29 protein-coding genes and 1 pseudogene are annotated in these 24,089 nt (G+C 33.4%); 1 reads left to right on the top strand and 29 read right to left on the bottom strand.

The genetic code is table 11. The annotated features are described in order from the left end of the window. Positions 1-6 precede the first annotated feature (6 nt). The 27 genes and pseudogenes from RBU61_RS05870 to RBU61_RS05740 form a co-directional block, all read right to left on the bottom strand. Positions 7-1,092 carry an ethanolamine utilization protein EutH gene (locus RBU61_RS05870; protein WP_308878683.1) on the bottom strand — a complete coding sequence of 362 codons (1,086 nt, stop codon included), beginning with the start codon at positions 1,090-1,092 and terminating at the stop codon, positions 7-9. A 38-nt stretch (positions 1,093-1,130) separates the two neighbouring features. Beyond that, on the bottom strand, positions 1,131-1,403 hold the full coding sequence (locus RBU61_RS05865; protein WP_308878682.1) for a EutN/CcmL family microcompartment protein: 273 nt from the start codon (positions 1,401-1,403) through the stop codon (positions 1,131-1,133). 13 nt (positions 1,404-1,416) lie between these two features. Next, positions 1,417-2,034 carry a hypothetical protein gene (locus RBU61_RS05860; RefSeq protein WP_308878681.1) on the bottom strand — a complete coding sequence of 206 codons (618 nt, stop codon included), beginning with the start codon at positions 2,032-2,034 and terminating at the stop codon, positions 1,417-1,419. Between the two features lie 5 nt (positions 2,035-2,039). Continuing rightward, complete coding sequence (eutD, locus tag RBU61_RS05855) at positions 2,040-2,675, bottom strand: ethanolamine utilization phosphate acetyltransferase EutD (protein ID WP_308878680.1); 636 nt, start codon at positions 2,673-2,675, stop codon at positions 2,040-2,042. 10 nt (positions 2,676-2,685) lie between these two features. Beyond that, complete coding sequence (locus tag RBU61_RS05850) at positions 2,686-3,417, bottom strand: hypothetical protein (protein WP_308878679.1); 732 nt, start codon at positions 3,415-3,417, stop codon at positions 2,686-2,688. A 113-nt stretch (positions 3,418-3,530) separates the two neighbouring features. Next, positions 3,531-3,821 carry a BMC domain-containing protein gene (locus RBU61_RS05845; RefSeq protein WP_094899924.1) on the bottom strand — a complete coding sequence of 97 codons (291 nt, stop codon included), beginning with the start codon at positions 3,819-3,821 and terminating at the stop codon, positions 3,531-3,533. 65 nt (positions 3,822-3,886) lie between these two features. Then, complete coding sequence (locus tag RBU61_RS05840; RefSeq protein WP_308878677.1) at positions 3,887-5,365, bottom strand: acetaldehyde dehydrogenase (acetylating); 1,479 nt, start codon at positions 5,363-5,365, stop codon at positions 3,887-3,889. Between the two features lie 335 nt (positions 5,366-5,700). Next, positions 5,701-5,970, bottom strand: a pseudogene (locus RBU61_RS19525) (BMC domain-containing protein); the annotation flags it as partial. A gap of 12 nt (positions 5,971-5,982) precedes the next feature. After that, a complete protein-coding gene (eutL, locus tag RBU61_RS05830; RefSeq protein ID WP_154439647.1) occupies positions 5,983-6,636 on the bottom strand; it encodes an ethanolamine utilization microcompartment protein EutL in 654 nt (217 codons plus the stop codon). Between the two features lie 32 nt (positions 6,637-6,668). Then, a complete protein-coding gene (gene eutC, locus RBU61_RS05825) occupies positions 6,669-7,574 on the bottom strand; it encodes an ethanolamine ammonia-lyase subunit EutC (RefSeq protein WP_308878675.1) in 906 nt (301 codons plus the stop codon). A gap of 24 nt (positions 7,575-7,598) precedes the next feature. Next, positions 7,599-8,966, bottom strand: coding sequence for an ethanolamine ammonia-lyase subunit EutB (locus RBU61_RS05820; protein WP_308878674.1), 1,368 nt, complete (start codon positions 8,964-8,966; stop codon positions 7,599-7,601). A 20-nt stretch (positions 8,967-8,986) separates the two neighbouring features. Then, positions 8,987-10,417, bottom strand: a complete 1,431-nt coding sequence (gene eutA / locus RBU61_RS05815) for an ethanolamine ammonia-lyase reactivating factor EutA (RefSeq protein ID WP_308878673.1) — start codon at positions 10,415-10,417, stop codon at positions 8,987-8,989. Positions 10,418-10,569: 152 nt separating this feature from the next. Beyond that, on the bottom strand, positions 10,570-10,914 hold the full coding sequence (locus RBU61_RS05810) for a BMC domain-containing protein (protein WP_308878672.1): 345 nt from the start codon (positions 10,912-10,914) through the stop codon (positions 10,570-10,572). Between the two features lie 24 nt (positions 10,915-10,938). Continuing rightward, on the bottom strand, positions 10,939-12,078 hold the full coding sequence (locus RBU61_RS05805; RefSeq protein ID WP_308878671.1) for a 1-propanol dehydrogenase PduQ: 1,140 nt from the start codon (positions 12,076-12,078) through the stop codon (positions 10,939-10,941). A 41-nt stretch (positions 12,079-12,119) separates the two neighbouring features. Further along, positions 12,120-12,698: a cob(I)yrinic acid a,c-diamide adenosyltransferase gene (locus tag RBU61_RS05800; protein WP_308878670.1), complete on the bottom strand. Its 579-nt coding sequence runs from the start codon at positions 12,696-12,698 to the stop codon at positions 12,120-12,122. Positions 12,699-12,700: 2 nt separating this feature from the next. Then, complete coding sequence (locus tag RBU61_RS05795; RefSeq protein ID WP_308878669.1) at positions 12,701-13,141, bottom strand: EutP/PduV family microcompartment system protein; 441 nt, start codon at positions 13,139-13,141, stop codon at positions 12,701-12,703. Positions 13,142-13,157: 16 nt separating this feature from the next. Continuing rightward, positions 13,158-13,502, bottom strand: a complete 345-nt coding sequence (locus RBU61_RS05790) for a BMC domain-containing protein (RefSeq protein ID WP_154439639.1) — start codon at positions 13,500-13,502, stop codon at positions 13,158-13,160. Positions 13,503-13,886: 384 nt separating this feature from the next. Further along, a complete protein-coding gene (locus RBU61_RS05785) occupies positions 13,887-14,609 on the bottom strand; it encodes a Cache 3/Cache 2 fusion domain-containing protein (protein WP_308878668.1) in 723 nt (240 codons plus the stop codon). 52 nt (positions 14,610-14,661) lie between these two features. Then, entirely contained in the window at positions 14,662-15,054 is a 393-nt protein-coding gene (locus RBU61_RS05780; RefSeq protein WP_308878667.1) for a hypothetical protein, read from the bottom strand. A gap of 10 nt (positions 15,055-15,064) precedes the next feature. Then, entirely contained in the window at positions 15,065-15,625 is a 561-nt protein-coding gene (locus tag RBU61_RS05775; RefSeq protein ID WP_308878666.1) for a hypothetical protein, read from the bottom strand. 321 nt (positions 15,626-15,946) lie between these two features. Then, complete coding sequence (locus RBU61_RS05770; RefSeq protein WP_308878665.1) at positions 15,947-17,560, bottom strand: tetronasin resistance protein; 1,614 nt, start codon at positions 17,558-17,560, stop codon at positions 15,947-15,949. Between the two features lie 21 nt (positions 17,561-17,581). Further along, positions 17,582-18,463: an ABC transporter ATP-binding protein gene (locus RBU61_RS05765; protein WP_308878664.1), complete on the bottom strand. Its 882-nt coding sequence runs from the start codon at positions 18,461-18,463 to the stop codon at positions 17,582-17,584. A gap of 53 nt (positions 18,464-18,516) precedes the next feature. Continuing rightward, on the bottom strand, positions 18,517-19,176 hold the full coding sequence (locus tag RBU61_RS05760; RefSeq protein WP_308878663.1) for a TetR/AcrR family transcriptional regulator: 660 nt from the start codon (positions 19,174-19,176) through the stop codon (positions 18,517-18,519). A gap of 75 nt (positions 19,177-19,251) precedes the next feature. Continuing rightward, complete coding sequence (locus RBU61_RS05755) at positions 19,252-19,545, bottom strand: DHHW family protein (RefSeq protein ID WP_308878661.1); 294 nt, start codon at positions 19,543-19,545, stop codon at positions 19,252-19,254. 219 nt (positions 19,546-19,764) lie between these two features. Continuing rightward, positions 19,765-20,322 (bottom strand): DUF3795 domain-containing protein, encoded by a 558-nt coding sequence (locus RBU61_RS05750; RefSeq protein ID WP_308878660.1) that lies wholly within the window; start codon positions 20,320-20,322, stop codon positions 19,765-19,767. Between the two features lie 215 nt (positions 20,323-20,537). Then, on the bottom strand, positions 20,538-20,978 hold the full coding sequence (locus RBU61_RS05745; RefSeq protein ID WP_308878658.1) for a DUF4275 family protein: 441 nt from the start codon (positions 20,976-20,978) through the stop codon (positions 20,538-20,540). Positions 20,979-21,035: 57 nt separating this feature from the next. Next, the gene (locus tag RBU61_RS05740; RefSeq protein WP_216584903.1) at positions 21,036-21,362 is read right to left on the bottom strand and encodes a hypothetical protein; all 327 of its coding nucleotides are present in this window, start codon (positions 21,360-21,362) and stop codon (positions 21,036-21,038) included. 513 nt (positions 21,363-21,875) lie between these two features. On the opposite strand from RBU61_RS05740, the gene RBU61_RS05735 reads away from it, so the two are divergent. Next, on the top strand, positions 21,876-22,085 hold the full coding sequence (locus tag RBU61_RS05735) for a DUF378 domain-containing protein (RefSeq protein WP_308878657.1): 210 nt from the start codon (positions 21,876-21,878) through the stop codon (positions 22,083-22,085). 169 nt (positions 22,086-22,254) lie between these two features. On the opposite strand, the gene RBU61_RS05730 is transcribed toward RBU61_RS05735, so the two are convergent. Together RBU61_RS05730 and RBU61_RS05725 are read right to left on the bottom strand one after the other, a co-directional pair. Then, entirely contained in the window at positions 22,255-22,782 is a 528-nt protein-coding gene (locus RBU61_RS05730) for a DUF6512 family protein (RefSeq protein ID WP_308878656.1), read from the bottom strand. 456 nt (positions 22,783-23,238) lie between these two features. Next, positions 23,239-24,087, bottom strand: coding sequence for a molybdopterin cofactor-binding domain-containing protein (locus tag RBU61_RS05725; protein WP_308879766.1), 849 nt, complete (start codon positions 24,085-24,087; stop codon positions 23,239-23,241). Positions 24,088-24,089 lie beyond the last annotated feature (2 nt).

The raw sequence follows: 24,089 nt of genomic DNA, 5'->3' as shown, positions 1-24,089 counted from the left end.
TTAGCTCTATTCAATCCTAAATACACGTTTAGATAGAAATATGGCAACAAGAATGGCAGAAATACCACCCACTAGCTTACCAATAATCATTGGAGTAATCAATTCTGGCGCAACACCGGCCGTAAATCCTAAATGGTCACCAAATGCAAAGGATGCTGAAACTGCAAAAGCAATATTAATTACCTTTCCACGTTCATCCATGCCCTTTACTGTTTGGAACATGGCGATGTTGTTGGCAAGAGATGCAATTAGACCTGCTGCTGCAATATCATTCATTCCTAACAAGTGACCTAGTTTCATCAATGGCTTCTTAAATAGCTTTGTGATCAAGAACACCAATCCATAAGCACCAGCTAAAGTAATGGCAATACCACCAACTGTTTGGAATCCAACTTGAAGTGTATCTTGATTTTCAAATATTTTGATACCTAATAGCAAGTCTAACCCGCCAATTGCCAGCCCAATGGCTGCAACAGCTACTATAATTTTCCCAAATATATTGAACCCTTTAATCATTCCTTCAGGGATTTTAAATAGCCCAATTGAAATTAAAATTGCTACAGCTATTATAGGTATTAAATTCATAAAGACTTTAACTATTGGCATACCCATGGCAATTCCCGCAACGAATGCTCCGATTGGAATAGTCACAATTCCACATAATACTCCTTGTGCCAGATATTTTGTATCTTCCTTGCTGATAATACCCAATCCCACTGGGATTGTAAATACAATTGTCGCCCCCATCATGGCTCCTAAAATACCACCTGAGAAAAGCCTAATTAGTGGATCAGTAGTCATTTGTTGTGCTAAGAAAAACCCACCCATATCATTTGCTAATAAAGTTCCTGCAAACATTGCTGGATCTGCTCCTAACAATTTATATAATGGAACTACTATGGGACTTAACCAATCTGATAACTTGGGCGCTATAACGATTATACCAGCCATTGAAAGTGCTAAAGAACCCATTGCTAGTATTCCTTCCTCAAATTGTTGACCTAAACCAGTTCTATTACCCAGTGAACGATCGATTGCACCTATGACCATTATAATTGCCATAATCCAAATTATTATTTCATTTATACTCATTCATTTCACTCCATTCTATTTATAAATAGCAGCACTTATCATTCCTCTGGATAGTCCACTGTATCTATAATACCGACAATAACCATATCAACAGGGATATTTTTACCATCAAAAGACAGACGACCAGAGCTACCAGTCGTAATCAGTACAGATTCTCCGATTCCAGCACCTACCCGATCAACTGCAACAACTAGAGCAGGATCGGCCTCATGTTTGTTTAGTTGTTTTTCAATGAGTAGAAACTTTGAACCATTTAATTTTTCATCCTTACGGGTAGCCCATAAGCTACCAACAACTTTTCCAATGAACATAGTATGCTCCTTTCTATACTATTTGAACACCTAAATCGCGCATATAATCTCTAGCCAGCGCTGTAATAATGATGTTCTTATCTGCTTCAAAGATATCTCCTGCCTGTAAGTTCAATTTTCGCACTTTTGCTATGGTAAGAAGTTCCTTCTTATCACTTTTACGAATTACATCTTTTACTTCCTTATTTATAGTTTCATTTATCTTTTCAAAATTCTTTAATGGAAGTATAGAAGCACCGTACCTTACCAATTGATTTTTATTATTCACAAGAACCTGTAATAATGCTCTTGGAGCCACATGTTGACTTGCCTGAAGCTCCATTCCTTCTTCTAAAAAAATAACATCCTTCTTATTCAATAACCGCTCCCAAATAATTACTTCATCTTCTGTTTGAGGAAGTCCTAGTGCTATGCGATTCATATTTAAAATAGACAGTTCAGTAACGATTACTATATCTGTATCAAATTTATCTTTAACTGACACTATTTCATAACCTCTTTTTTCATAGTAAGTCCGAATACTTGAACATTCTTTCCCTAAAAATGTAACTGTCCCTCTAGGTTGTTCCTTCTGTAAACGTTGAATAATAATATCTGTGATTTTCTGAACTAGTATTTCAATATTATCCATCTATGTCACCTCTTAACAATACGTCCTCGTACGCCTTTCTTATGACCACAGGCATTTGCTTCATCGTAATCAATATGCATATAAGTATCAAACTTGGGACTTACTCTCACTATAACGTCATCAAATATGAGTGGTCTTTCACTAAACACCTGAACGGATATCCTCTCTTGATCTTTGACACCTAGCCTTTCAGCATCTATATCTTTTACATGAAGATGGCGCTTTGCAACTATGACACCTCTATCTAAGACAAAAGACTTAGAGCCATTCATCAAAATAATTCCTGGGGTGTTTTCAATATGTCCACTTAATTGAACTGGCGCATTTACACCTAGTAAGCGTGCATCTGTTAATGAAACTTCCACTTGACAGTTTTTTCGCTCTGGCCCAAGAATTATAACATTGTGAATAGTGCCTTTAGGTCCTTTAATACTCACTCGTTCCTCTGATGCAAATTCACCTGGCTGTGATAAATATTTCGATGGGTGTAATTGATAACCATCTCCAAATAGGGAATCTATTGCCTCCCGATTTAGATGGATATGGCGTCCACTTGCTTCAATTTCAAAAGTTTGGTTCATTACTTGGTATATACGAGAGACAACTGTATCCACGATCATATCAATATTATTTTTAGTCATATTCTCACCTCTATTCTACTGAATTTTCTTTTGATTGCACCATCAAGACCCAACAATAATCCTTTAAAATAGTCACTATTGAAATGCAATTTATATAATCCTCAGATTTTAGGATCTCTTTCATTTCTTTAGCAATAAAATGTTCTAGTTCTTGTAAATATGCATGTAACTCAAATAAAGCTATGACACATTCTTCATCTTTATAGGTTGGAATAAAGGAGCCTTCCGGATATAGACTGGCAACGTATGACTTTTTGTCTTCCAGCCACTTTTCAATTTCCTGTACCAGATCTAACTGGTCTGAAGCTAAAATCTCCATTGCCATTGTCTTGACTATAGTTAAGATAGTATTTAAAGCCCCTACTAACTCTGTCTTTCCTATATGGTGACTTTTCTTTTGTAAAGTCAAAATATGGCTTATTATAATATCAATTTTAACTTGATAGGTTAAGTGACCTTTCCACATTTTCTGCCCTTTTCCATTATTACAAATTAAAGTCTCTTGGATATCTTTTATATTTTCTGCTTCGCTTACTTCCAACTGGGTCATTGGGAAGGTTGCTTCTTGATTCTTAATCTCAGATGCTTCTGGTATTTCCATATATTCAATAGTAATGTCCTTTAGATATTCTTTTGCAGAAGGTGTAATTACAGTCCCAGGTTCTAAAACTAAGAATTTTGTTTCTTTTAAGTTTGTCGTACGGAGTAGTTTTTTTATTTTACTTTCCGTTAAAATGGCCATTAGTATTCACTTCCCCTCGATAAAGAAAAGGCTGGGCATAAGCTTTTATTATGCCTCAGCCCCACTTTGCATCTTCCAACTTTAAGCTTTCATTATGAGTGTTCGAAGCCTGGTTATGATTGGGTATCGTATTTTGGTAAAATCACATCTACTTCCATATGTGGACGTGGTATTACATGAACAGATATTAATTCACCAACTGCTTCTGCCGCTGCTGCTCCAGCATCTGTTGCAGCTTTGACAGCTCCCACATCTCCACGAACCATAACTGTTACTAATCCGCCACCTACTTGTTCTTTTCCAATTAATGTTACATTTGCTGCTTTAACCATTGCATCTGCTGCTTCTACTGCTGCCACCAATCCTTTTGTTTCAATCATACCTAATGCGTTTGTATTAGCCATTATAATATCCTCCTAGATTTTTTATATTTTCATTTTATTATCAATGTTATTGTGCTTTTCTTTGCTTACTTTAGCTTTTGTAGAACACGTTCAACTAGTAAATCTACCAATTGATCCTTGCTAAGTCCCAAGTCTTCAACAGCTATAGCACTAACTTCTTCAAATATATCTTCTCCACGTATTTCATCTAATGTCCTAACGCCATAAACAACTCGGCGAAGATTAAATAAATTCTGTGGACCAACATTGTCAGAAGTAGAACTTCCTCCTATAGCTCCACAACCTAATGTCAAGGCAGGCATAAGGTTTGTAGTTGCTCCTATTCCACCTAATGTAGCCGAACAGTTTATTAGTAGCCGTGAAACTGGTACTTTTAAGGCAAACTCTTCTGTAATTCTTTTGTTTGTTGTATGAATAACCATGGTGTGTCCTGCGCCTTCAAAGTATAAAATCTCCATGCTTAAATCCCGAGCTTCTTCCCAAGTATTTACTGTATAAAAAGCTAAAATTGGTGATAATTTTTCCCTTGAAAAAGGTGCAAGATTACCAACACGTGTTTCTTCAGCAATAAGAACTTTTGCATCTTCTGGTACAGAAATACCAGCTAATTCAGCAACAACTTGTGCAGTCCTTCCAACAATCTTAGGATTCATTGTACCGTTTGGTCGTAGAATATATTTTTCAAGTTTTAAGGCATCTTCTTTTGATAAGAAATAGCCTCCTTGTTTCTTAAATTCTGCAATCACTTTTTCTTTACTGATTTCTTCAACAATAATAGACTGTTCAGATGCACAAACCGTACCGTTATCAAATGTCTTAGATTCAATAATAAGCTCAACTGCTTTTTGGATATCTGCACTACGTTCTATAAATGCAGGTCCATTACCCGGTCCAACTCCAATTGCTGGTGTTCCAGAAGAATATGCTGCACGAACCATTGCAGACCCACCAGTAGCAAGAATTAAGTCTGTATTTTCACTTTTCATTAACTCATTTGTTGCCTCTATTGTAACTGTTGTAATTACACTAATAGCACCATCTGGCAATCCAACATTTTTTCCTGCTTCATTTATAATGCGAACTGTTTCCTTGATACAATTTACTGCACTTGGATGAGGTGAAAATACAATAGCATTTCCTGCCTTGATGCTTATTAGTGATTTATAGATGACTGTTGATGTGGGGTTTGTTGAAGGAATAAGACCTGCAACCACTCCTACTGGAACAGCTACTTCCATATATTTAGCTTCTATATTATTTGTGACTACACCAACTGTTTTCATATTTTTAATTGCATTTAATAAATCTCTTGATGCAAAGGCATTTTTAAGGACTTTATCCTGCCATCTTCCAAATCCTGTTTCTTCTTGTGCCATTTTAGCTAACTTCACACGATTGTCAAAGGCTGCCTTTGCTATAGCCTTGCAAATGGTGTCAATTTGCTCTTGAGATAACTTAGCTATTTCTTTTTGTGCTTTTTTTGCTTTCTTCAGTAGATCCCTAGTTTCTTGAACTGAAACAAGGTCTTTATCTAGCAATCCCATTAATGCTCAACTCCTTTATCTAGCAATGCTTCAATAAGTACTGCTTTATTAGCAGATTTAATTTCTGATTCTTTTATGGTAGAAAGATTTAATTTATATGCAAGTGAACGTAAATCTGCCACTCTCATTTTTTCTAATTCTCTTTTATTAAAAGATGAATCTATAATTGTATCTCTTCCATGTTCCAAATTTTCTTGCAAAATTTCTTTTGATTTATTTAAAGGCACGAGTAAAGTATCCTTTTTTTCTTCAATTATTTCATCTTTCCCTACTTCTTCTATAATGGGCTGATTTGATTCTCTTGAATCTGAAGGATTATCTTCCTTTTTACCAAATGATTTTATCAACATCTGCTCAACTTGGTCATCCAAACGCGGAATAACATGGCTACTGATTAGACAATTCTTATTTGCCACTGCAACTTCACCTGCCTCAACTGCTGCCTTCACTGCCTCAACATCTCCAATAATATGAATCGTTGTCAATCCTCCACGGATTACTTCTCCTCCAAGTAGAATTACATTTGCCGCCTTTACAGCTGCATCTGCTGCTAAGATTGCTCCTAACTTTCCACGTACTTCAATTAAACCTAATGCTTTAGCCATATTAATCACCACCTAATAACTGGTTGGGCTATCAGCAACGGCTTCCACAGCTTTAGCAAATGCTTCACATGCTGCCTTACAAGCAGATTGTGACCCTGTTAGTAATGCTCCTGCAAAGTTTGTTTCAGATGGTGGTCCATAAAATACACTCATTTTTACATCAGCAGCTTTCAAAGCCGCATCAATAGCTACAATTGCTTCAAGTGGTGGTGCTATTAAATACGCAATGGCTTCTCCTTCTTTAACATTTGCTCCTTTTGAAAGATAAGAACCTGTTCTCGATACAGGATGGGCAAAATAAATTATTGAATTATCATCATTTGCACTATAAAAGCTAGCTTCATTTTCTATTACCTCAATAGCACGATCTAGACCACTTCGTATCTCTGATGGACTTGGACCTGCTAAAATTCCAATAACTTCTCCTGCTAATTTTGTAGAAGCATTAGCAGCTCCAGCATACATACTTCTTGCATATACAACTGCTACATCTGATGCCTTCGTTGCTTCATCTAATGCTACATATGTTACATCATCAGAATCAGATGTGATAATCCCTAAACTTTTTTGGTTTGGTGCTAATTTTAATTCCTTTGCCAATCCATCATCAACATTTGGAATGATTTTTACGCTTAGAACATTTGCACCTAATCGTTCATTTTTCATTAGGAAACCTCCTCTTTAAATCCAGCATCCTTTTATTTTTCTTTCAAATCTAATCCAGACGCTTTGTTATCTAGCATTTTTTTGATAATTTCAGCAATATATGCTCCTGCTTCTACTGCTGGGGTTCCTTGTCTGTGAATATTGGAAACTACCGTTCTTCTAGCTTCTGGCATACCAATGGTTGGTTTATAAGCTATGTATGCGCTCATAGATTCTGATGTAACAAGGCCTGGTCTTTCTCCGATTAAAAGACAGATAACATCAGCTCCTGTTGCTTCACCAATTTGATCCATGGCTGGTACACGACAATGTTTTATAAAAACAACCTCTCCAAAGTCAAGTCCAAACATCTTAAGTCCTTGTCGCAAAGAAGGTAAAATATCTCTAATATTTGCCTCTATTGCTGCTGAACTTAGGCCATCACCAACGATAACTTGCACTTTCTGATTTGGTTGCACAGCCCCTTTTATTGTATTTATTGCTTCACTTGAAAACCTACGGCCTAAATCTGGACGTGTAATATATTCATCTTTATCCTTGCATTTAGTAGCAACCTCTACAAATCCAAGCTCTTTAATTAAATCTTCACTAACATAGGAAAATACAGCATCCTGGGCAGCAGCATGGTCAGCACGGAATCGAAGACTAGGTTCCGTCATATATCTTGTACCTGCCCTCCATAATCCCAAACGAGCTGGTGTATAGGATTTCATTTTTAAATACCCTTCTTTATCTACTGGATCTGGTACTAAAAATTGCTTCCGAATATCTACTCCTGTAATGTCTGGTATAAATCCCTCTTCAACTTCCTGAGGCTTAATAGATTGCATTGTGTCTACACTCGCTTTTGTAGTTGAACTATTTATAACTGGTGATACTTCATCTACCATTTCATTTAAAATTGATTTAATCATTTCTTTTAAGTTTAATTCATCCATTAGTTATCCTCCTCTTAGAAATATTTAATGCTTCAAGAATACAGATGCATCACCAGCTTTAGAAGTTAAACGTCCATTTTCACTGAATCCCATTTTCTCTAACCATTGGTCAAATTCTTTTATTGTTCGTTTATTTAATAATTGTCTAATTGATGCACCCTCATGGTAGCCTGTGGTTTGATAATTCAACATAACATCATCACCATTTGGAATAGCCATAATAAAGTTTACACCAGCTGTTGCAAGTAAAACTGTTAAGTTTTCAGCATCATTTTGATCTGCCTTCATATGGTTGGTGTAACAAACATCACAACCCATGGAAATACCAGTTAATTTCCCCATAAAATGATCCTCTAGACCTGCACGGATAACCTGCTTAGAGTCATACAGATATTCTGGTCCAATAAATCCAACAACTGTATTAACAAGGAATGGATCAAAATATTTTGCAAACCCATAACATCTAGCTTCCATAGTCAGTTGATCTACACCATTATGAGCATCAGCAGAAAGTTCTGCACCTTGACCTGTCTCAAAATACATAACATTTGGCCCTACTGCTGTACCCAACTTCAAAGCCATGTCCTTTGCTTCTGAAAGCATCTTTGCAGAAATACCAAAAGCTGCATTTCCTTTTTGAGATCCTGCAATAGATTGGAATACCAACCCTGTTGGGGCCCCTTGCTCCATTGCTTCCATCTGAGTAGCTACGTGAGCTAAAACAACGTGTTGTGTTGGTATTTCCCACTCATTAATAAAATCATTAAATTTATGAAGAATACGCTTTACACTTTCTGTTGTATCGTCTACAGGATTTAGGCCTATTACTGCATCTCCTGCTCCCATGGATAGGCCTTCCATAACCGATGCCATGATACCATCCACATTATCAGTGGGATGATTTGGTTGTAGACGAGTTGAAAAAGTTCCTGGAATACCAATTGTAGTATTAGCAGTCTTAGTTATTGTGATCTTTTGAGCTCCCACTATTAAGTCTAAGTTGGACATAATTTTGGCAACTGCTGCTACCATTTCAGAAGTCAAACCATTTGATATACGATGAATATCATAGTTTGTCGTATTGCTATTTAAAATCCATTCTCTTAATTCAGCTACTGTCCAATTTTTAATTTTTTCATAGGTTTTAAGATTAACATTATCAATAATAATCCGTGTTACCTCATCCTTTTCATATGGCACTGCAGGGTTGTTAAATAAATCTGAAAGCTTTAATTGCGATAGAACAGTTTTAGCTGCAACTCTTTCTTCAGCGCTATCTGCCGCAACTCCAGCTAAATTATCTCCGGATTTTTCTTCATTAGCCTTCCCCATAACTTCCATTACAGATGAAAATTGATAGGTTTTTCCAAAAAGCTTTGTCTTTAAAATCATTGTACATCCTCCTTTTATCTTTAACTAAATACTAATGTCTTTACTACTACTGGTAAAACAGAACCTTCTGCAATGGGCTTTCCAATATCGATATAATCTCCATTTCGTACATGAATACTGTCTATACATACAAATGGATAATTTTTAGGAAGATGTGCATAAAGGCTATGTCCCAGTGCCTTTGCCATATCTTCTTTTACTATAATAACCAGTGGTAATTTCTCCTGAATCAACAAATCTAAACCCTTTATTATTTCTTTTGCCAAACCTTGAATAAATTGGAAAGATGGGCTATGTACACCTTCTACACCTAATCCAATAATTTGCACTTCCCCGCCTACCATGAACCATTTTACTTTTTCTTGAATAATATTTCCTAAATTCCCACAATTATACGTACTTTCATCATCTTTGGATAACTGTAAAATTGGAATATTCTTAAGTGGAAGTATATCTTCTTTATAGGTGATTGTACTTCCAGAAACATCAGTGGTGTGTGATCCCGCTCCTACTACAGTTGCACGAATGGTTTCTACAGTTGGAATTACCTTAAGGGATGTCATAAGGAGTGAACCACTTATTTTCTTACCTAACAAAAGTCCAATATCACCATATGCAAAGGGATTTTGTAAACTTTCTTTTGTAATACCATCTGCTACACCACCTGAAAATGAAATACATTTAATCTGCAGCTTTGTCTTCAATGGTTTGTTGGTTATCAGCAAGTCAAAATAAGGACTCTTTTTACCTAATCCAATGCTGTTTTCCAGTACCTGTACAAATATATCTAAAAGTTTATCTAATTCCTTAAGATTTATCTTCTCATTTATATGAATATCTAAAGCTTCTCTTTTGATGATTTCCTTTACTTTTGGGGAAATATAACTAATAATTTCATTGGTATCCGCCTTTATCAGGCGACCCCCAATATCAAAGCAAGCCGTATCCTCAATATCCCCATCGTTAAATACTGCTAGATTTGTTGTCCCGCCTCCAATATCAAGGTTTACCGCCGTTGTATGTTGTTTTTCAGAATAGGAACAAGTGCCCGCTCCTTTTCCGGCAATAATACTCTCTAAATCAGGGCCAGCTGTTGCCACAACAAAATCTCCAGCAAAGCCACTTAAAGCTTTAGCAACTGTCTGGGCATTTTCCTTTCGAACTGTTTCCCCAGTTATAATTACTGCCCCAGTCTGAATATCTGATTTTGTAATACCTGCTCTTTTGTATTGCTGCTCTACAAATGCCTTTATCCCATCAGAATCTATTAGATTGTTTTCTAATATAGGAGTAAAGATAATATCACTTTTAAATATCACCTTTTTATCCGTAATGGAAACCCTTGGAATTGTAAAAACTGATGCCATATTTTCAATTGAAAGTTCTGATAAAATTAATTGTGTTGTTGATGTTCCAATATCAATACCAACGCTTAATAAAGTTTCTGACATCTTATCTACTCCCTTTAAACATGTTGAATATTTTGAATTTTTTCAAAAAATAAACGCTTAATAAAAGGTCTATAATTGTCCCCTTATTAAGCACCTTTGCTTTTATCTATGACCCCGTTGTCATAGTTTATATATTAATTTTTAAATGTAATTTAAGTGCTAGATAAAGGTACAACTGTAAAATTTAAAAGACTTTCCATAGTTTCTAAAATATTTTCTAAAGCAATCTTAACTGAGGAAACATCCCCTATTATGACCACTGCACCTGAAAATCTATCAACAAAACCAATTTCTATTTCAGCAGCTTTTGTTGCTATATCAACAGCGATAATTGATGCTTCACTTGGTGTTATGGTTAAAATGCCCACTGCTTCATTTCCAGATTGTACTATCCCCATCTTCTGATATATTTCTGAATCAGCCTTTGCAATAACATGTGCAACAGTGATTTGTTTACCAGGAACATATTCCTGTATAATTCTTTCATTTCCCTCCAAATAATCACCTCATTTAATCAAAATTTATATAAATGATTTCCCTAGAATACTAATTACATCTTCTCTAGTTGGGGCAATAGGGTTTGTTGCTGTACAACGATCTGCGAGAGCAGCTTCTGCTATTACATTTTTATCTGATTCAAATTGTTCCTTACTAACTCCCCATTCAGAAAGACTCTTTGGAATGGAAAGTCTCTTTTCAAGTGCAAGGATTGCATTTACTAAACTTCGTACACCCATTTGTGCGTTTCCAGCATTTAATCCTAAGAATCTAGCGATTTCTGCATATCGATTTGCAGCAGGGGTAGTATTCTTAGTATAATTTCCTTTGATAACCCCCGCATTATAGCGAATAACATTTGGTAATAAAATACCATTTATTCTTCCGTGTGGAATATGCCAACGTGCTCCTGCTGCATGTGCTATGCCATGGTTTAACCCTAGTGAAGCTATGTTAAAGGCCATTCCAGCCATTGTTGATGCCATATGCATTTTTTCACGTGCTTCTTTATCATTTCCATCTTTATAAGCCCTATCTAAATAAGTGAATACATAGCGTATAGCTTTTTCACTTAAAGCATCAGAGATATCATTGGCACTAGTGGAAACATAAGCTTCTATAGCGTGAGTAAGAACATCTATACCCGTGTCAGCAGTTTGCCTAGGTGGTAAACCTGCAACAAGACCAGAATCTAAAATAGCTTCATCCGGCAATATTTCATCCGTAATCAATGGATATTTTGTTCCCTTTTCATCATCGGTGATAATCGAGAAATCTGTAACCTCTGAGCCTGTTCCACTTGTTGTAGGAATAGCAACAAATCGTATCTCATTAAATCTCTCAGTCAATTTACCAAAATAAAACATAGCTTTTGCTGCATCTATGGCAGAGCCACCACCTATTGCTAATAAAATGGTGGCTGGAAAATCCTTACTATATTCTAACCCAGCAACAATGTTATCAATTGGGGGATCTGGAATAACTTCAGAAAATACCATTATTTCTGTGCTGCTATCAATATAACTTCTAATGCGTGAAAGTAAATCTGATGAAGCAATAAAAGAATCTGTTACTATCAAAATCTTTTCATTCTTAAAATCTGATAATCTTTTCAGACTTTCTTCACCAATATATAACGTTGTTCCAAATCTTATTTTTTGCATAGCTACTACTCCTTTCCAACAAAAAAATATATTCCTAGTTATTATAAATCTTCTTTTTTCAAATCTATATGAAATACCTTTCCACTTCTTTCATAAAGTACATCTTCTATACCTTCATTTGCATTTACAACACGTGCTAATGAAAAAAAGTAATCCGATAAGCGATTAATAAATGTCAAAACCTCTTCATTCATATCATTAGTCCATTGGAACGTTACTATCTCTCTTTCTGCTCTTCTAGCAATTGTTCTACAAATATGTAAAATGCTTGCTGCTTGTGAACCACCTGGCAAAATAAAAGACTCCACTTCTTTAGGAATATCTGCATAATCATCAATACATTTTTCAATCCACTCTGTCAAATCAGATGTAACTCGGTACGTTCCTTTTCCTGCTGGTGTTGCTAAATCGTTGCCACAATCAAATAAATACTGTTGGATCTGTGTCAATTCCTTCTTCAACAAATCATTGTTTTTTATAAGTGTAATAGCATATCCTACAAAACTATTTAATTCATCAATAGTTCCATATGCTTTTATACGTTCACTATCTTTTGCTAATTGAATGCCGCCGATTATCTTAGTGTATCCTTTATCACCAGTTCTAGTATAAATTTGCAAGTTTATTCCTCCTCCTTAGAAAGATAAGCTATCAACTCTGCTACTCCTTCATCTTCAACAGCTGAGAGACGAAAGATTTTGTCAACACCTGCTAACTCTAATCTTTTCTCAGCATTTATAATAGCTTCTTCATTTGGTGCTAAATCTATCTTTGTAATAATTCCTATACATGGTTTCGTAAAATTTTGTGCAAAATAGGGTGAAAATGTCTGGCCTAATTCCGTCACGCTGCAAACGAATCCAATAACATCTGAACTAGCAGCCATCATTTGTAAAGCACTATAGAATCTTCTATGCAAGACAAATTCACCTGGTGTATCTATCATCTGAGAATAGAACTCAACTGATTGTGTTTTTTTATATTTAATTGTCTCTCCTTGAATTCTTTGGCAAAGGGTAGTTTTCCCACTTCCAACTGATCCAATTAACATAATTTTTTTCATTCTCTATACCTACCTATTAAGTTCTTGTTATTTTGGGGACAGAAAACTGCATAAGATCTCTTAAAGAAGTGACAACCTGTTCCATAGCAGATTGTATAGCTGATACATCTCCTAAAATAAATACAGATCCACTGAATCTATCAACAAATCCTATTTTAATAGGTGCAGTCTTCTTAGCTATATCCACAGCGATAATTGCAACCTCTGGTGGAGTTATGGTTAAAATACCAATTGCATGATACTTTTCGTCATTTAAGCCTAATTTTTCAAAGATTCGATCATCTGGATTTGCTATGATATGTGCCAACGTCACTTGTTTTCCTGGTACTGATTCAAATATCTTTCTTTCTAATATATTCATTGATTCCCTCTTTTCATAATAAAAGCACAACACAGGTTATTTGTACTATATTTTTGCTTTATAATGCAAAAATAAGTATCCCTTTTATATAACTCTAAAATCTTTTATATAAGGCATAGGGTAACCATGTTTATATCTCCTTATTCTTTTTCAAGACATTTTAAATAAAAATTAATCTTCATATCCACTTTTATATCTTTTTAATGTATATTGGTATTTGGTTTTGGATTAATATAAAATAAATGCACTAAGACAAAAAAGTCTTAGTGCATTTATAGTTTTAATTTTATATAATTTTCACATATAATATTTAGCATGTTTACAATGTATGAAATGAACAAAATAAAAAAATTGCGGATTAACTTAACTTATGATATGCTCATTTTACTCAGATATATCAGAAAATTCCTCTGATGTATGTGTCTTGGCAATATTAAATTTTGTACCCACCACTGATGCACTGACCAATGCAATTAGTGAGCCTAATGAGATAGCTCTTAATACAATAATTAATATGTTGATTTTACTCATTTCTGCATCATGTGATTTTACAATATTATCCAATGTTTTTGTTGGCATACCTACAAACAATAACCCTATTACATTGTTATTTTTATCTTTTATAGGCTGGTAGGCCGTATAATAACTTTCACCTAGTATTTCTGCCTCCCCTATATACAATTCACCATTTATTACTGTTTGATATGCATTATGGTCAGTACCTAAAAATGTGTCTATTGCCCTTTCGTTTTCATCAAACATAATATTTGTTGAAATTCTTTTAAAGTCATCTTTAACTTTAACAAAAATAGTAGACTTATCTCCTAAATCTTCTAATACAGTGTCTACCACCCCAAATCTACCTTCTATACTGTTACCATCACTATCAAGCAAGGTTCCATCTCCTTGAGTTAATGTACCATAAGAATTATTGATATATTTCATTGTTAAATTTATATTATTTTCAACATGCTTTTTTAACAATTGATTTTTAATATCATTTATATTTTTTGTACTGTTTGAAAATCCTAATAAACCTACAATCATACTAGCTAACAAGGCTATCATCCCACAATATGCTATTAACTTTGTTTTGTTAATTTTCATAAATTACTCCCTCCCTTTACCATTTGCACTTCCCACTTTATGTAACAAATGTTTAGCCCTCAGATTGTTCATCTAATCCTACAAATACTTTTTTAAATCCGATCCATGCAAAACATGATATAGCAGCTATTGTACCTAGCCTTCCACCAATACCTATATATGCAGTTCTAGCAGCTATAAAGAGTATTCCTGTCATTAAAGATATTACAGCCATTTCTAAAAGATTTAGTGCATTTTCAAGAGAAATCATTCCAGCATAAGAAGAACAGGCTGCAGCTGTTGCCAATACACCACCCGTTAAAGGAAAAAAATAGGGAAGCATAAGCCCCGATACCAAAGTTATGATGGCTGAAGCAATAACTGCTCCTCTCTTTAAAATATTGGCTACTATATAAGTACCCATACCCGCAACTATTGATATTATTAAAATAATCACTTCTTCCATGTAATACCTCCTAACTAAAAATTCTCATTATTGTTTTCGTAATTATTGTAGACAATGCTGCTGTAGTTCCACCTTTTCCACCAATACCCGCATAAATTTCCACAGTAGTTAAAAGAATTAATCCCACTATCAAACTTCCTAGTGCAGCTGCCCCCATGGAGGGTATTACTGCCAATGAACTCATTCCAACAAAAGATGATGTATATGTTATACCAGCCAAGTCGTTTGGAAGAAATATAGCAGCCATTACACCTACTAATCCATTAGCAATAACTGCTCCATATCCCATTTCATGGTTTATAAACCATGTTAAAGTAACCCCTATAAATGAACATATTAGAACATATAAACTTCTCTTATTAACTTTGATTTTACCATCTCTTTCTGTTAATTTTTTAAAGTGATCTGCTAGACTTATGGCAAAAAAACATCCAAAAATTATTAAAATTTCTGTCTTATAGAAGTTTTCTTCATTAACTGCTGTTGAAATAATTAATCCTCCCCCAGTTGCAATAAAAGCGATTAATCCTAATAACCTTGTGCTCATTTTACTAGATAACTTTCTATTCATTTTACCGCTACCAAAGATTTACAAAATCTATAATTTGAATACTTTTGTAATATCTCTATTCCTTGGTAACTTCCCCCCTTTTTATTAGTTTAATTGATATTTATTTGGAAAGCAATATTGAATTGAATTTATGCGAAAAGAGGTCAAGTCTATTTAGTCATTTAAGCTGACCTGAAGACTTAACCTCTTTTATTTTAATTATATGAAAAATAAAATACAGATTAGCTGCCTATACCAACATAGTATTCCCTAAAAGAAATATTTTGTAGGACACTTTGGATATAAAACTACTAAATAATCTATTTAATATGATTATATTTACTAAGCTCCTTCAATCATATCTCTTCTATTATAACCATAATAACCTATTATCATTAAAAGAACGCTAATTACAGTTATTATAATAAAAATCTTAATATCAAAGTCTTCCATTGGCATTTTAGGTAACCAGCCCTGAGGAGATGTTTTTATAAACCATTTAGGTAAATCCAATATACCTTCAAAATAATTTAATAAAAAAGAGTATACTAGATAAACGTAAACCATTTTGCCTAGTACGGGTATCCAACCAAGGGATAAGGCTGCTAGACCGATGAATATTAATACAGATGGTAGGGAATTATAGCCAATAGCAAAAAAATCATATATCTCCATAGAATCATCTTTCATAACACTAATAGCAGTCCCGCCAAGACTACCAGCGACTAATAAAACTCCTATTATGGCTACTACAATTGCCAAAGAAACACTGGTCCAGTAAAGCTGACTACGCTTCACTTTAGTACCATAAATCTGACTTAAATATAAGTTTTTTTCTTCGGAAAAAAGTTTATTAACAATGGTAATCGGTAATATTGTAACCAAACCAATCATAAACATCATAATTGTACCTGTAAATGATTCTTCAATGGAAATACCTGAATGAGTAAACATCTGTTTCATCATTTCATTGCTTTCGAGAAAACTTTGCATATCTCCATAAATAGCACCATATGCAGCTCCTAGAATAAGAAATGCAATTAGCCAACTAATAATAATACCTTTATTAAGCTTAATAAATAAACCATGAACAGATAATAAAGATTCCTTTGCATTTGCTCTGCCTTCTCTTTCAGGAAGATATCCAGCTCCCATATCACGTCCTCCTTCGAGGACAAAAGCAATTATTATCGTAATTATACTAAAAATTAAAGCAAAAATAATTGGGTCTAAGTTATTTTCTGTAAAAGGATAAGTTAAATAAGTCCATCCTAAAGGGTTTATCATAGATAGATTAACGTTAGAAATATCCGTTCCTGCACGAATAATATAAAGAAGTCCCATAATCCCAAGGGAAGACCCTGTCGCCGCCGATGATACTGGCATAATTTGTGCCATAACAAGGGCTATTACAGCTCCTATAATACCTGCCACTCCAATGGAAGTTCCAAATAGAAAGGAACCTTTACCTGAAATAGTATCAGCACCAAAACTCATCATTACACCACTGATAAAAAGTACTAATAGAATATTTATAAAAACTGTCTCTGCTATTACAGCAAGAGAGTTTGCTTGACGACCAATTTGAAATGAACGCACAAGTTCTGTCAGACCAAGATCTTCTTCTTTACGCGTATGCCCTATTACATGTAACATAGATATTGTCATTGCAAATAGACTACAAAATAGAAGCATTTCATGTGCATACATTGCCCCTAAAGTATAATCACTTGCTGTTTCAATTGGTGTAGGCCCTACTATAGATATCATAGCGGGATTTTGTAAAGTTTCGTACATCCCTATCAATCCTTCTCCTTTTGCAATTTCTTCAAAGGCTGGAATAAAAGCAGATGCAAACAAACCAAGACCTAAAATCCAAATAATGACTTTCTTCCAATCACGTTTTAAATATTGTACAAATAGTATATTCCAACGCGCAAATTTTTCTTTCATCATATTTCCCCTCCTTTATAATATTTATCCTTCATAATGACGCATAAATAAATCCTCAAGGGTCGGTGGGGCAGCTTCAAACTTTTTAACTCCTAATTTAGTCGCTTCCACTAAAATATCATTAAGATATTTATGATCTGCAGAAAATATTCCTTGATTATCTTTTTGTACAAAATCATGAACTCCTTTTACATTAAGCATTTTAGCCACATCTTTTTCTGTTTCTAAGGTTACTGTAGAACGAGTCAAATGACGTAATTCATCAAGAGTCCCAGCTTCTACAATTTCCCCTTGTCGTATAATAACAACCTTATCTGCCAATCTCTCCACTTCACTTAAAATATGAGAAGATAGTAAAACTGATTTACCTGCAGCTTTAATTTTTTCAACTTCTTCTTGGAAAACATGTTCCATCAAAGGATCAAGACCAGAAGTCGGCTCATCAAAGATATATAAATCTGAATCAACTGATAATGCCGCAATTAAACCAACTTTTTGGCGATTACCTTTAGAATATCCTTTAGCCTTTTTTCTAGGATCTAATTCAAAACGTTCAATTAAATAATCCCGCTTTTCCTTATCTCCAGAACCATGTAATTTCATAAATAAATCAATGATTTCCCCTCCTGTCAGACTCCCCCACAAAGACACATCTCCAGGAACATAGGATATTTTCTTATGAATTTCAAAACTATCTTTCCAAGCATCCTTTCCAAATATTTCTGCATTTCCTCCATCTCTTTTAATAATACCTAGTAAAATACGGATAGTAGTAGATTTACCAGCTCCATTAGGACCAATAAATCCAATAACCTCCCCAGCCTCCACATTAAATGTTACATCACTTAATGCTTGAACCTTCCCAAATCTTTTTTGTAAACCCTGGACTTTTAGAATCGTTGTCATAATATACGCACCCCTTTTCTTATATTTTCATAGCTTTTCAAGCTTCTAGACCCTTATTTATAAAAGTTATTTTTCAATATATCAGCATAACGCTCCCATTCCTCAAGAGTTTTTTCCCCGAATTCGGTGCTATCTTTAAAGGTATCTATTTTTTTAATAACTTTCTCTCCAAATCCAAACATTGTCCAGTTCAAAATTTCAATTGCCTTTTCTATTTCTATATCATCACGAAACTTAGAATAATCAATATGTTTATACATTTTTTTTATTCCTTTATCATAAATAATAGCCACCTTTTCTCCGATAATAGTCTTTACTTCCATTGATTCTTCCAGTTGTAAAGAGGCTAGAAAGTCAAAAGCATAGGAAAACTCCTTCTGAATTTGCAATTTCTGTAATCCAATATTTCCAATCCTCTTAAATATATCTCTTTCATTTAAATCGATTTCCTCATATAAGTTCTCAATAATCTCAATACTGTAGTTAAATAAATATATATATAGATCTTTTTTACTATTAAAATAATTAAATAATGCTCCCTTAGAGATATTTGCATTTTTTACAATTTCATTTGTTGATGCCTTTTCAAATCCATTTTGAGCAAATTCCTTTAATGCGGCATCAATAATTTGTTTCTGTTTTTCTAATTTTAAATTCTTAAATTTAGAATAAATAATAACCAGCTCCTTTGTTAAAGTGACCACAGTAGTCATATATGTATATATTGTAACTCAAATGACCAGTTCAGTCAATATAATGATTAAGAATTAAACTTATTTATGTATATCCTAACATATTTCCCACTTTTTAAATAAAACTTGATTGGAACCGTCTTGAATATTAACCCAAAAATCTCGAAAAGAAAACTGATCTGAAAAGTATAATTCAATTTTAGTACAATAACTACCATTTAATACTTCTTCAAGCTTTATTGAGGGATTTTGTGCTAAATAACGCTTTTCTTCTATTGAAAAAGTTTTCTTTGGCAAAATTAAATGTAATATAAACATAGCCAATATAAATAAAATTGGAATTATACATAAGATCTTCTCTATAATATTAAATTCTTCTTTGTTATTCATTAATTCATCAATCCTCATTATTATAGGAATATTAGAATTTTTCCGTATTCTACGACATACTGACCAGCCATCAATCTTAGGTAGACCAATGTCTAGTATAACTAAATCACCTGTGTTTTGGTATAAAAAAATAGGCCAAGTCTATAGGTCTTGAAAAACCTAAGGCTTAGCCTTTTTAGTTACTAATCAAATTTGGGGCTTATTCTTTACCAAAATGTATTACTTCTTTGCATGCTTTTTATTAAGCTTTAAAACAATATTTTTCGGTTCTGCAGCAGTTTGAAAAACTGTCACTGCAACACTTGCTTTTTCTTTTAGAGTTAAGTTTTCATATGCAGTCTTGGAATTGATCTGTTCTATAATGTTTTTTAAATCATGCAAATCTAAAAGGTTTACAGCTATACCAAAAAAGCTTTTTCTACGTCCATCGTTATAGTTTGCGAGCAAATGTTTTAGTATCTCGGCTTTTTCTATTAATTCAGAATTGTACTGTTCTATATCTATTTTCTGCGCTTTTTTCATATCTTTAAGCTGATTGCGATGGGTAATAAAAGAATCAAATTCATCTATGCCCCTATATTCTTCACAAGGATATTCATTGCATAGATAACAGTATTCAATGTCTCCATGCTGTAAACTACACCTGGCAATAGCACAACCCTGATTACCTGCACCTCCACCACAACCAGGGCAGTAATTATCCAATTTCATAGTGCAAAGTTCGCAATTCAAACCACATAACGAAAACATTAGGTCTTCTCTTTGAAAGTTTTTCATACTTATCCTCCTTGCATGGAATGTAAGTTCTCTTTAATATAGAGAAACAAATTCATTTGTTTGCCACCTTAATATCCATTCAACAATTTCTTATGGTCTAATCCCAATACTAAATAACTCCCTATAGTATCCTATTGTTTGAAGAAATGATAGGATATTCATTCGGCCAAATACCATTCCTTGCTTTTTTCTACGTATGTGAAATCAAGCATTTTTTATATTTTTGTATCTTTTCGACCGTAGTAAGATCCGCACAACCCAGTTTCATGTGTCTTTACATAAGTCCAATTAAATTCTTTATCCACAACATAGATATCATATTCTCCCTCTAAATCATTTGAATTCAGTACATCTGCATTCTCAAGAATTAAAACATAATCTGTGTGTTGCCAAAATACATAACAAGAACCCTTATGCTCATCATTAAAGGCCTTTTCAGCTTCTTGTCCTTGTAGACATTCTTTTTTCTCATAGCTAAACAGGTGCCATAAATAACCACAAAAATCATTATTGTTCCAAAGATATATATCCTTTTTCTCTTCAAGAGTTAAATGATTAGCAAAGTTATCTTCCCACAGTTTTCGTAGAAAAGTTCCCCATTTTGGAATTTCAGCTACTTTAATCTTTTTATTTTCAAGCATACTTGCTATTTTCATTTAATCCTCCCTGTTTATATTCATCTATTACACATTTTATAAATATTGTGAAACAGACTAAGCATTATGGCACTCTAAATAATCAACCCTTTTTCCAGTCTTTATAGCGTATTCTATTTCACCTTTTGTACTTTCGCCTATATATCCGTTTTTGTTAATCACATAAATTTCATCCGACATATCGATTTTTCTTTTATGTATATCGTCAAGCATTACTTTAATTTCAGGAGTGATGACATTTTCAAACTCACCATCAGCATGTCCAAACAATCCTACTGAAATAACTATATTCCCTTCTAGAGTTAATTGTTTTTGTACTTTCAAGAACTCATCTTTAAACCTCGTACTCCCACACAAAGTTATTACTTTATACTTTCCTACCATAATATACTCCATTTAATTCGCCTTATTTTACTTATGTACATCATATTATATAATTCATCTATCAATCCATCAACCAGTAACCTTATAATTTAAACTCTATTTTTTCAATTTTCTTCTGTTATCACTCAAATCATCCAATGTAAATTTCTACATGTTCTATTAAATATTGTTCTATCACAGAATTTAGGAAATAGATTCCTTAATTTTGTTACATATGCAAACTTTGGCAATTATGGTGTCCAAATGTGAAGCAAAAATAGAGAAGTAATGATAACAACTGGACTAATAGGCTATGGATTAGCACACATTGTTTTGGGTGTGTTGGACATATTAATGGATTAACTGATAGGTAATAACTATAGATGCAGTTTTGAATCTGGTGGATTTGAGTCCTATAATCATATGTATAATGACATTACAGCTTTGTAAATTATATGTTTATTTTTAAATAAATAGGAAATATTAAAATTATAGAAATATTTACAAATTAATAAAATTGAAAGGAGAAATATAATGGATACACTGAGCTTAGTTTTAGTAATAATAGGAGCATTAAACTGGGGATTAATTGCATTATTCCAATTTGATTTAGTTGCTACAATTTTCGGAGGACAAGATGCAGTTCTTAGTAGAATTGTATATGGACTGGTAGGATTAGCAGGGTTATATTGTATAAAATTCTTAATGGAAAGAGATAAAGATAGACCAGTAATAAAAGAATAAGGATGTTAATCAGGACTACTGAAAAAATCCTCTAATTTAATTAATTAATGGAGAGCTTGAAAAGACAGTGATTAGCTGTAATTTCAAGCTCTTTTTGATATAATTAAAGTATCAAATTTAGTTGGAATATTATGATACAAAATCAAAACTGTTCTCCCAAGAAATATAGTTATTTTATTCCATAAAAGCCTCTTGAGTCCATAAATAATGGTATATGCAATGGATAAAATGTAAAAAACATAAAGCTTAAACCCATAAGTATAAACATTATTAATCCAAAACTATCTGATACTCTTATATTCTTTGTCATAATGTTATAGCTTATTATTTGACAAAGTAATGCACCTAATACAAAAGAGCCAATATCTACTATTAGATTGTGGCTGCCAGTTATAGCTTCATAACTATAAAATACAACTATAATGAAAATAGACATAGATATTATTCCCATAAAATTGGCTATAAAGAAATTATCCACCTTATTCTTTATAAAAAAATACTTTATTATCATGAAAAATGTTAATGAAAAGTATCCCAGTTTTAAATGTTCCCACACGCTCTCATTTACTGGACTAAATAAAGCAACTAATTTAGACCCTCCAGATAATTCAAAAGTAAAATGTAGCAGTGAGCCCAATATGACAATCCAGAAAAAACCAACAACTTCCCACTTTTTAAAAGATGAATGTTTTAACATTATCCACACCCCCATATATATTATGCCCAGGTAAAACATACTATAACTTATCCATTAGAAATATCTTTGATATAACTACTTTTATCTTCAGTACTAACCTTACATTAGCAATGAATATTGAAAATATCACTAATTCGAGATTCAAAAAGTTTTAAGAAGTAGCTTGGGAATAACTTAAAGAGTTCAGTTTTATTTTACTATTCTCTTTCGATTAAATATTCTTGCTATACTCAATTAGACTAGTATCTGGTCTTAAGTATAGATCCCTTAATTAGTTTTGGAGTGATATAAAATAAATGCATTAAGATATTGGTATCCTAATGCATTTATAGTTTTAATTATTAAGTTTTTATATATATTGTAGGGTAGAGAATAGATGAACTATTAAAGCTATATATTAATAGCAGTTTATTACCTTAAATATACCTTTTCAGCATATCAATGAATCCTACTCATCTATTTTTTCTTACTTAATTGTTTTAATCCTTTTAAAACTTTTTCTGGAGTTATGGGAAGAGATCTTACTCTAACACCAGTTGCATTAAATATTGCATCCTGAATTGCCGGAGAAGAACTATTAATGACAACCTCACCTATTGATTTGGCACCAAATGGTCCAGTTGGCTCATAGCTTTCTGCAAATTCTACTGTAATTCGTCCAATATCTTTTCTTGTAGGTATTTTATATTTCATAAGATTATTAGTTATCATTTTCCCAATTTCTAAATCAACTTCTACCTCTGCAAATTCTGACATATATGGAGGTGGAGATTTATGAGCTAGATAGGAATCTGGAGCTGTTAATTGTTTTCTGGTATATATCAGTTTAGTGGCTAAGTCTTCTAAACTAATTTTTTCATTATAACCCTCCACTTTGACTTCTTTACCATTAAATTCCACATTATCTACTTCTACTCCCAGAACTTTAGCTCCCTCTAACTCAATTAATCGTTTCATTTCTGAAGCAGCTTTTAGTACTGCATTTCCAGTTACATAGGTAGTACTAGATGCATAAGCACCTCCATCATATGGAGTTATATCCGTGTCTGAGGCAATGATATTGATCTTATCAAAATCTACCCCGATAGTTTCTGCACAGATTTGTGACAATATAGTGTCACTACCAGTCCCAAGATCTGTAGCACCTACTAATAATGTAAACGATCCATCATCACACATGTTTATAGTAGCAGATCCCATATCAACTCTTGCTATACCTGATCCCTGTCGAGCAATAGCCATTCCAACTCCACGTACTTTACTATTACTTATGATCTTACGTGGATATTTTTTATCCCAATTTATTA

The organism is Tissierella sp. MB52-C2 (assembly GCF_030931715.1).
In the GTDB taxonomy this organism is placed as follows: Bacteria; Bacillota; Clostridia; order Tissierellales; family Tissierellaceae; genus Tissierella.
The sequence above is the reverse complement of the archived record's forward strand: the minus strand, read 5'-3'. Positions and strand labels throughout refer to the sequence as shown.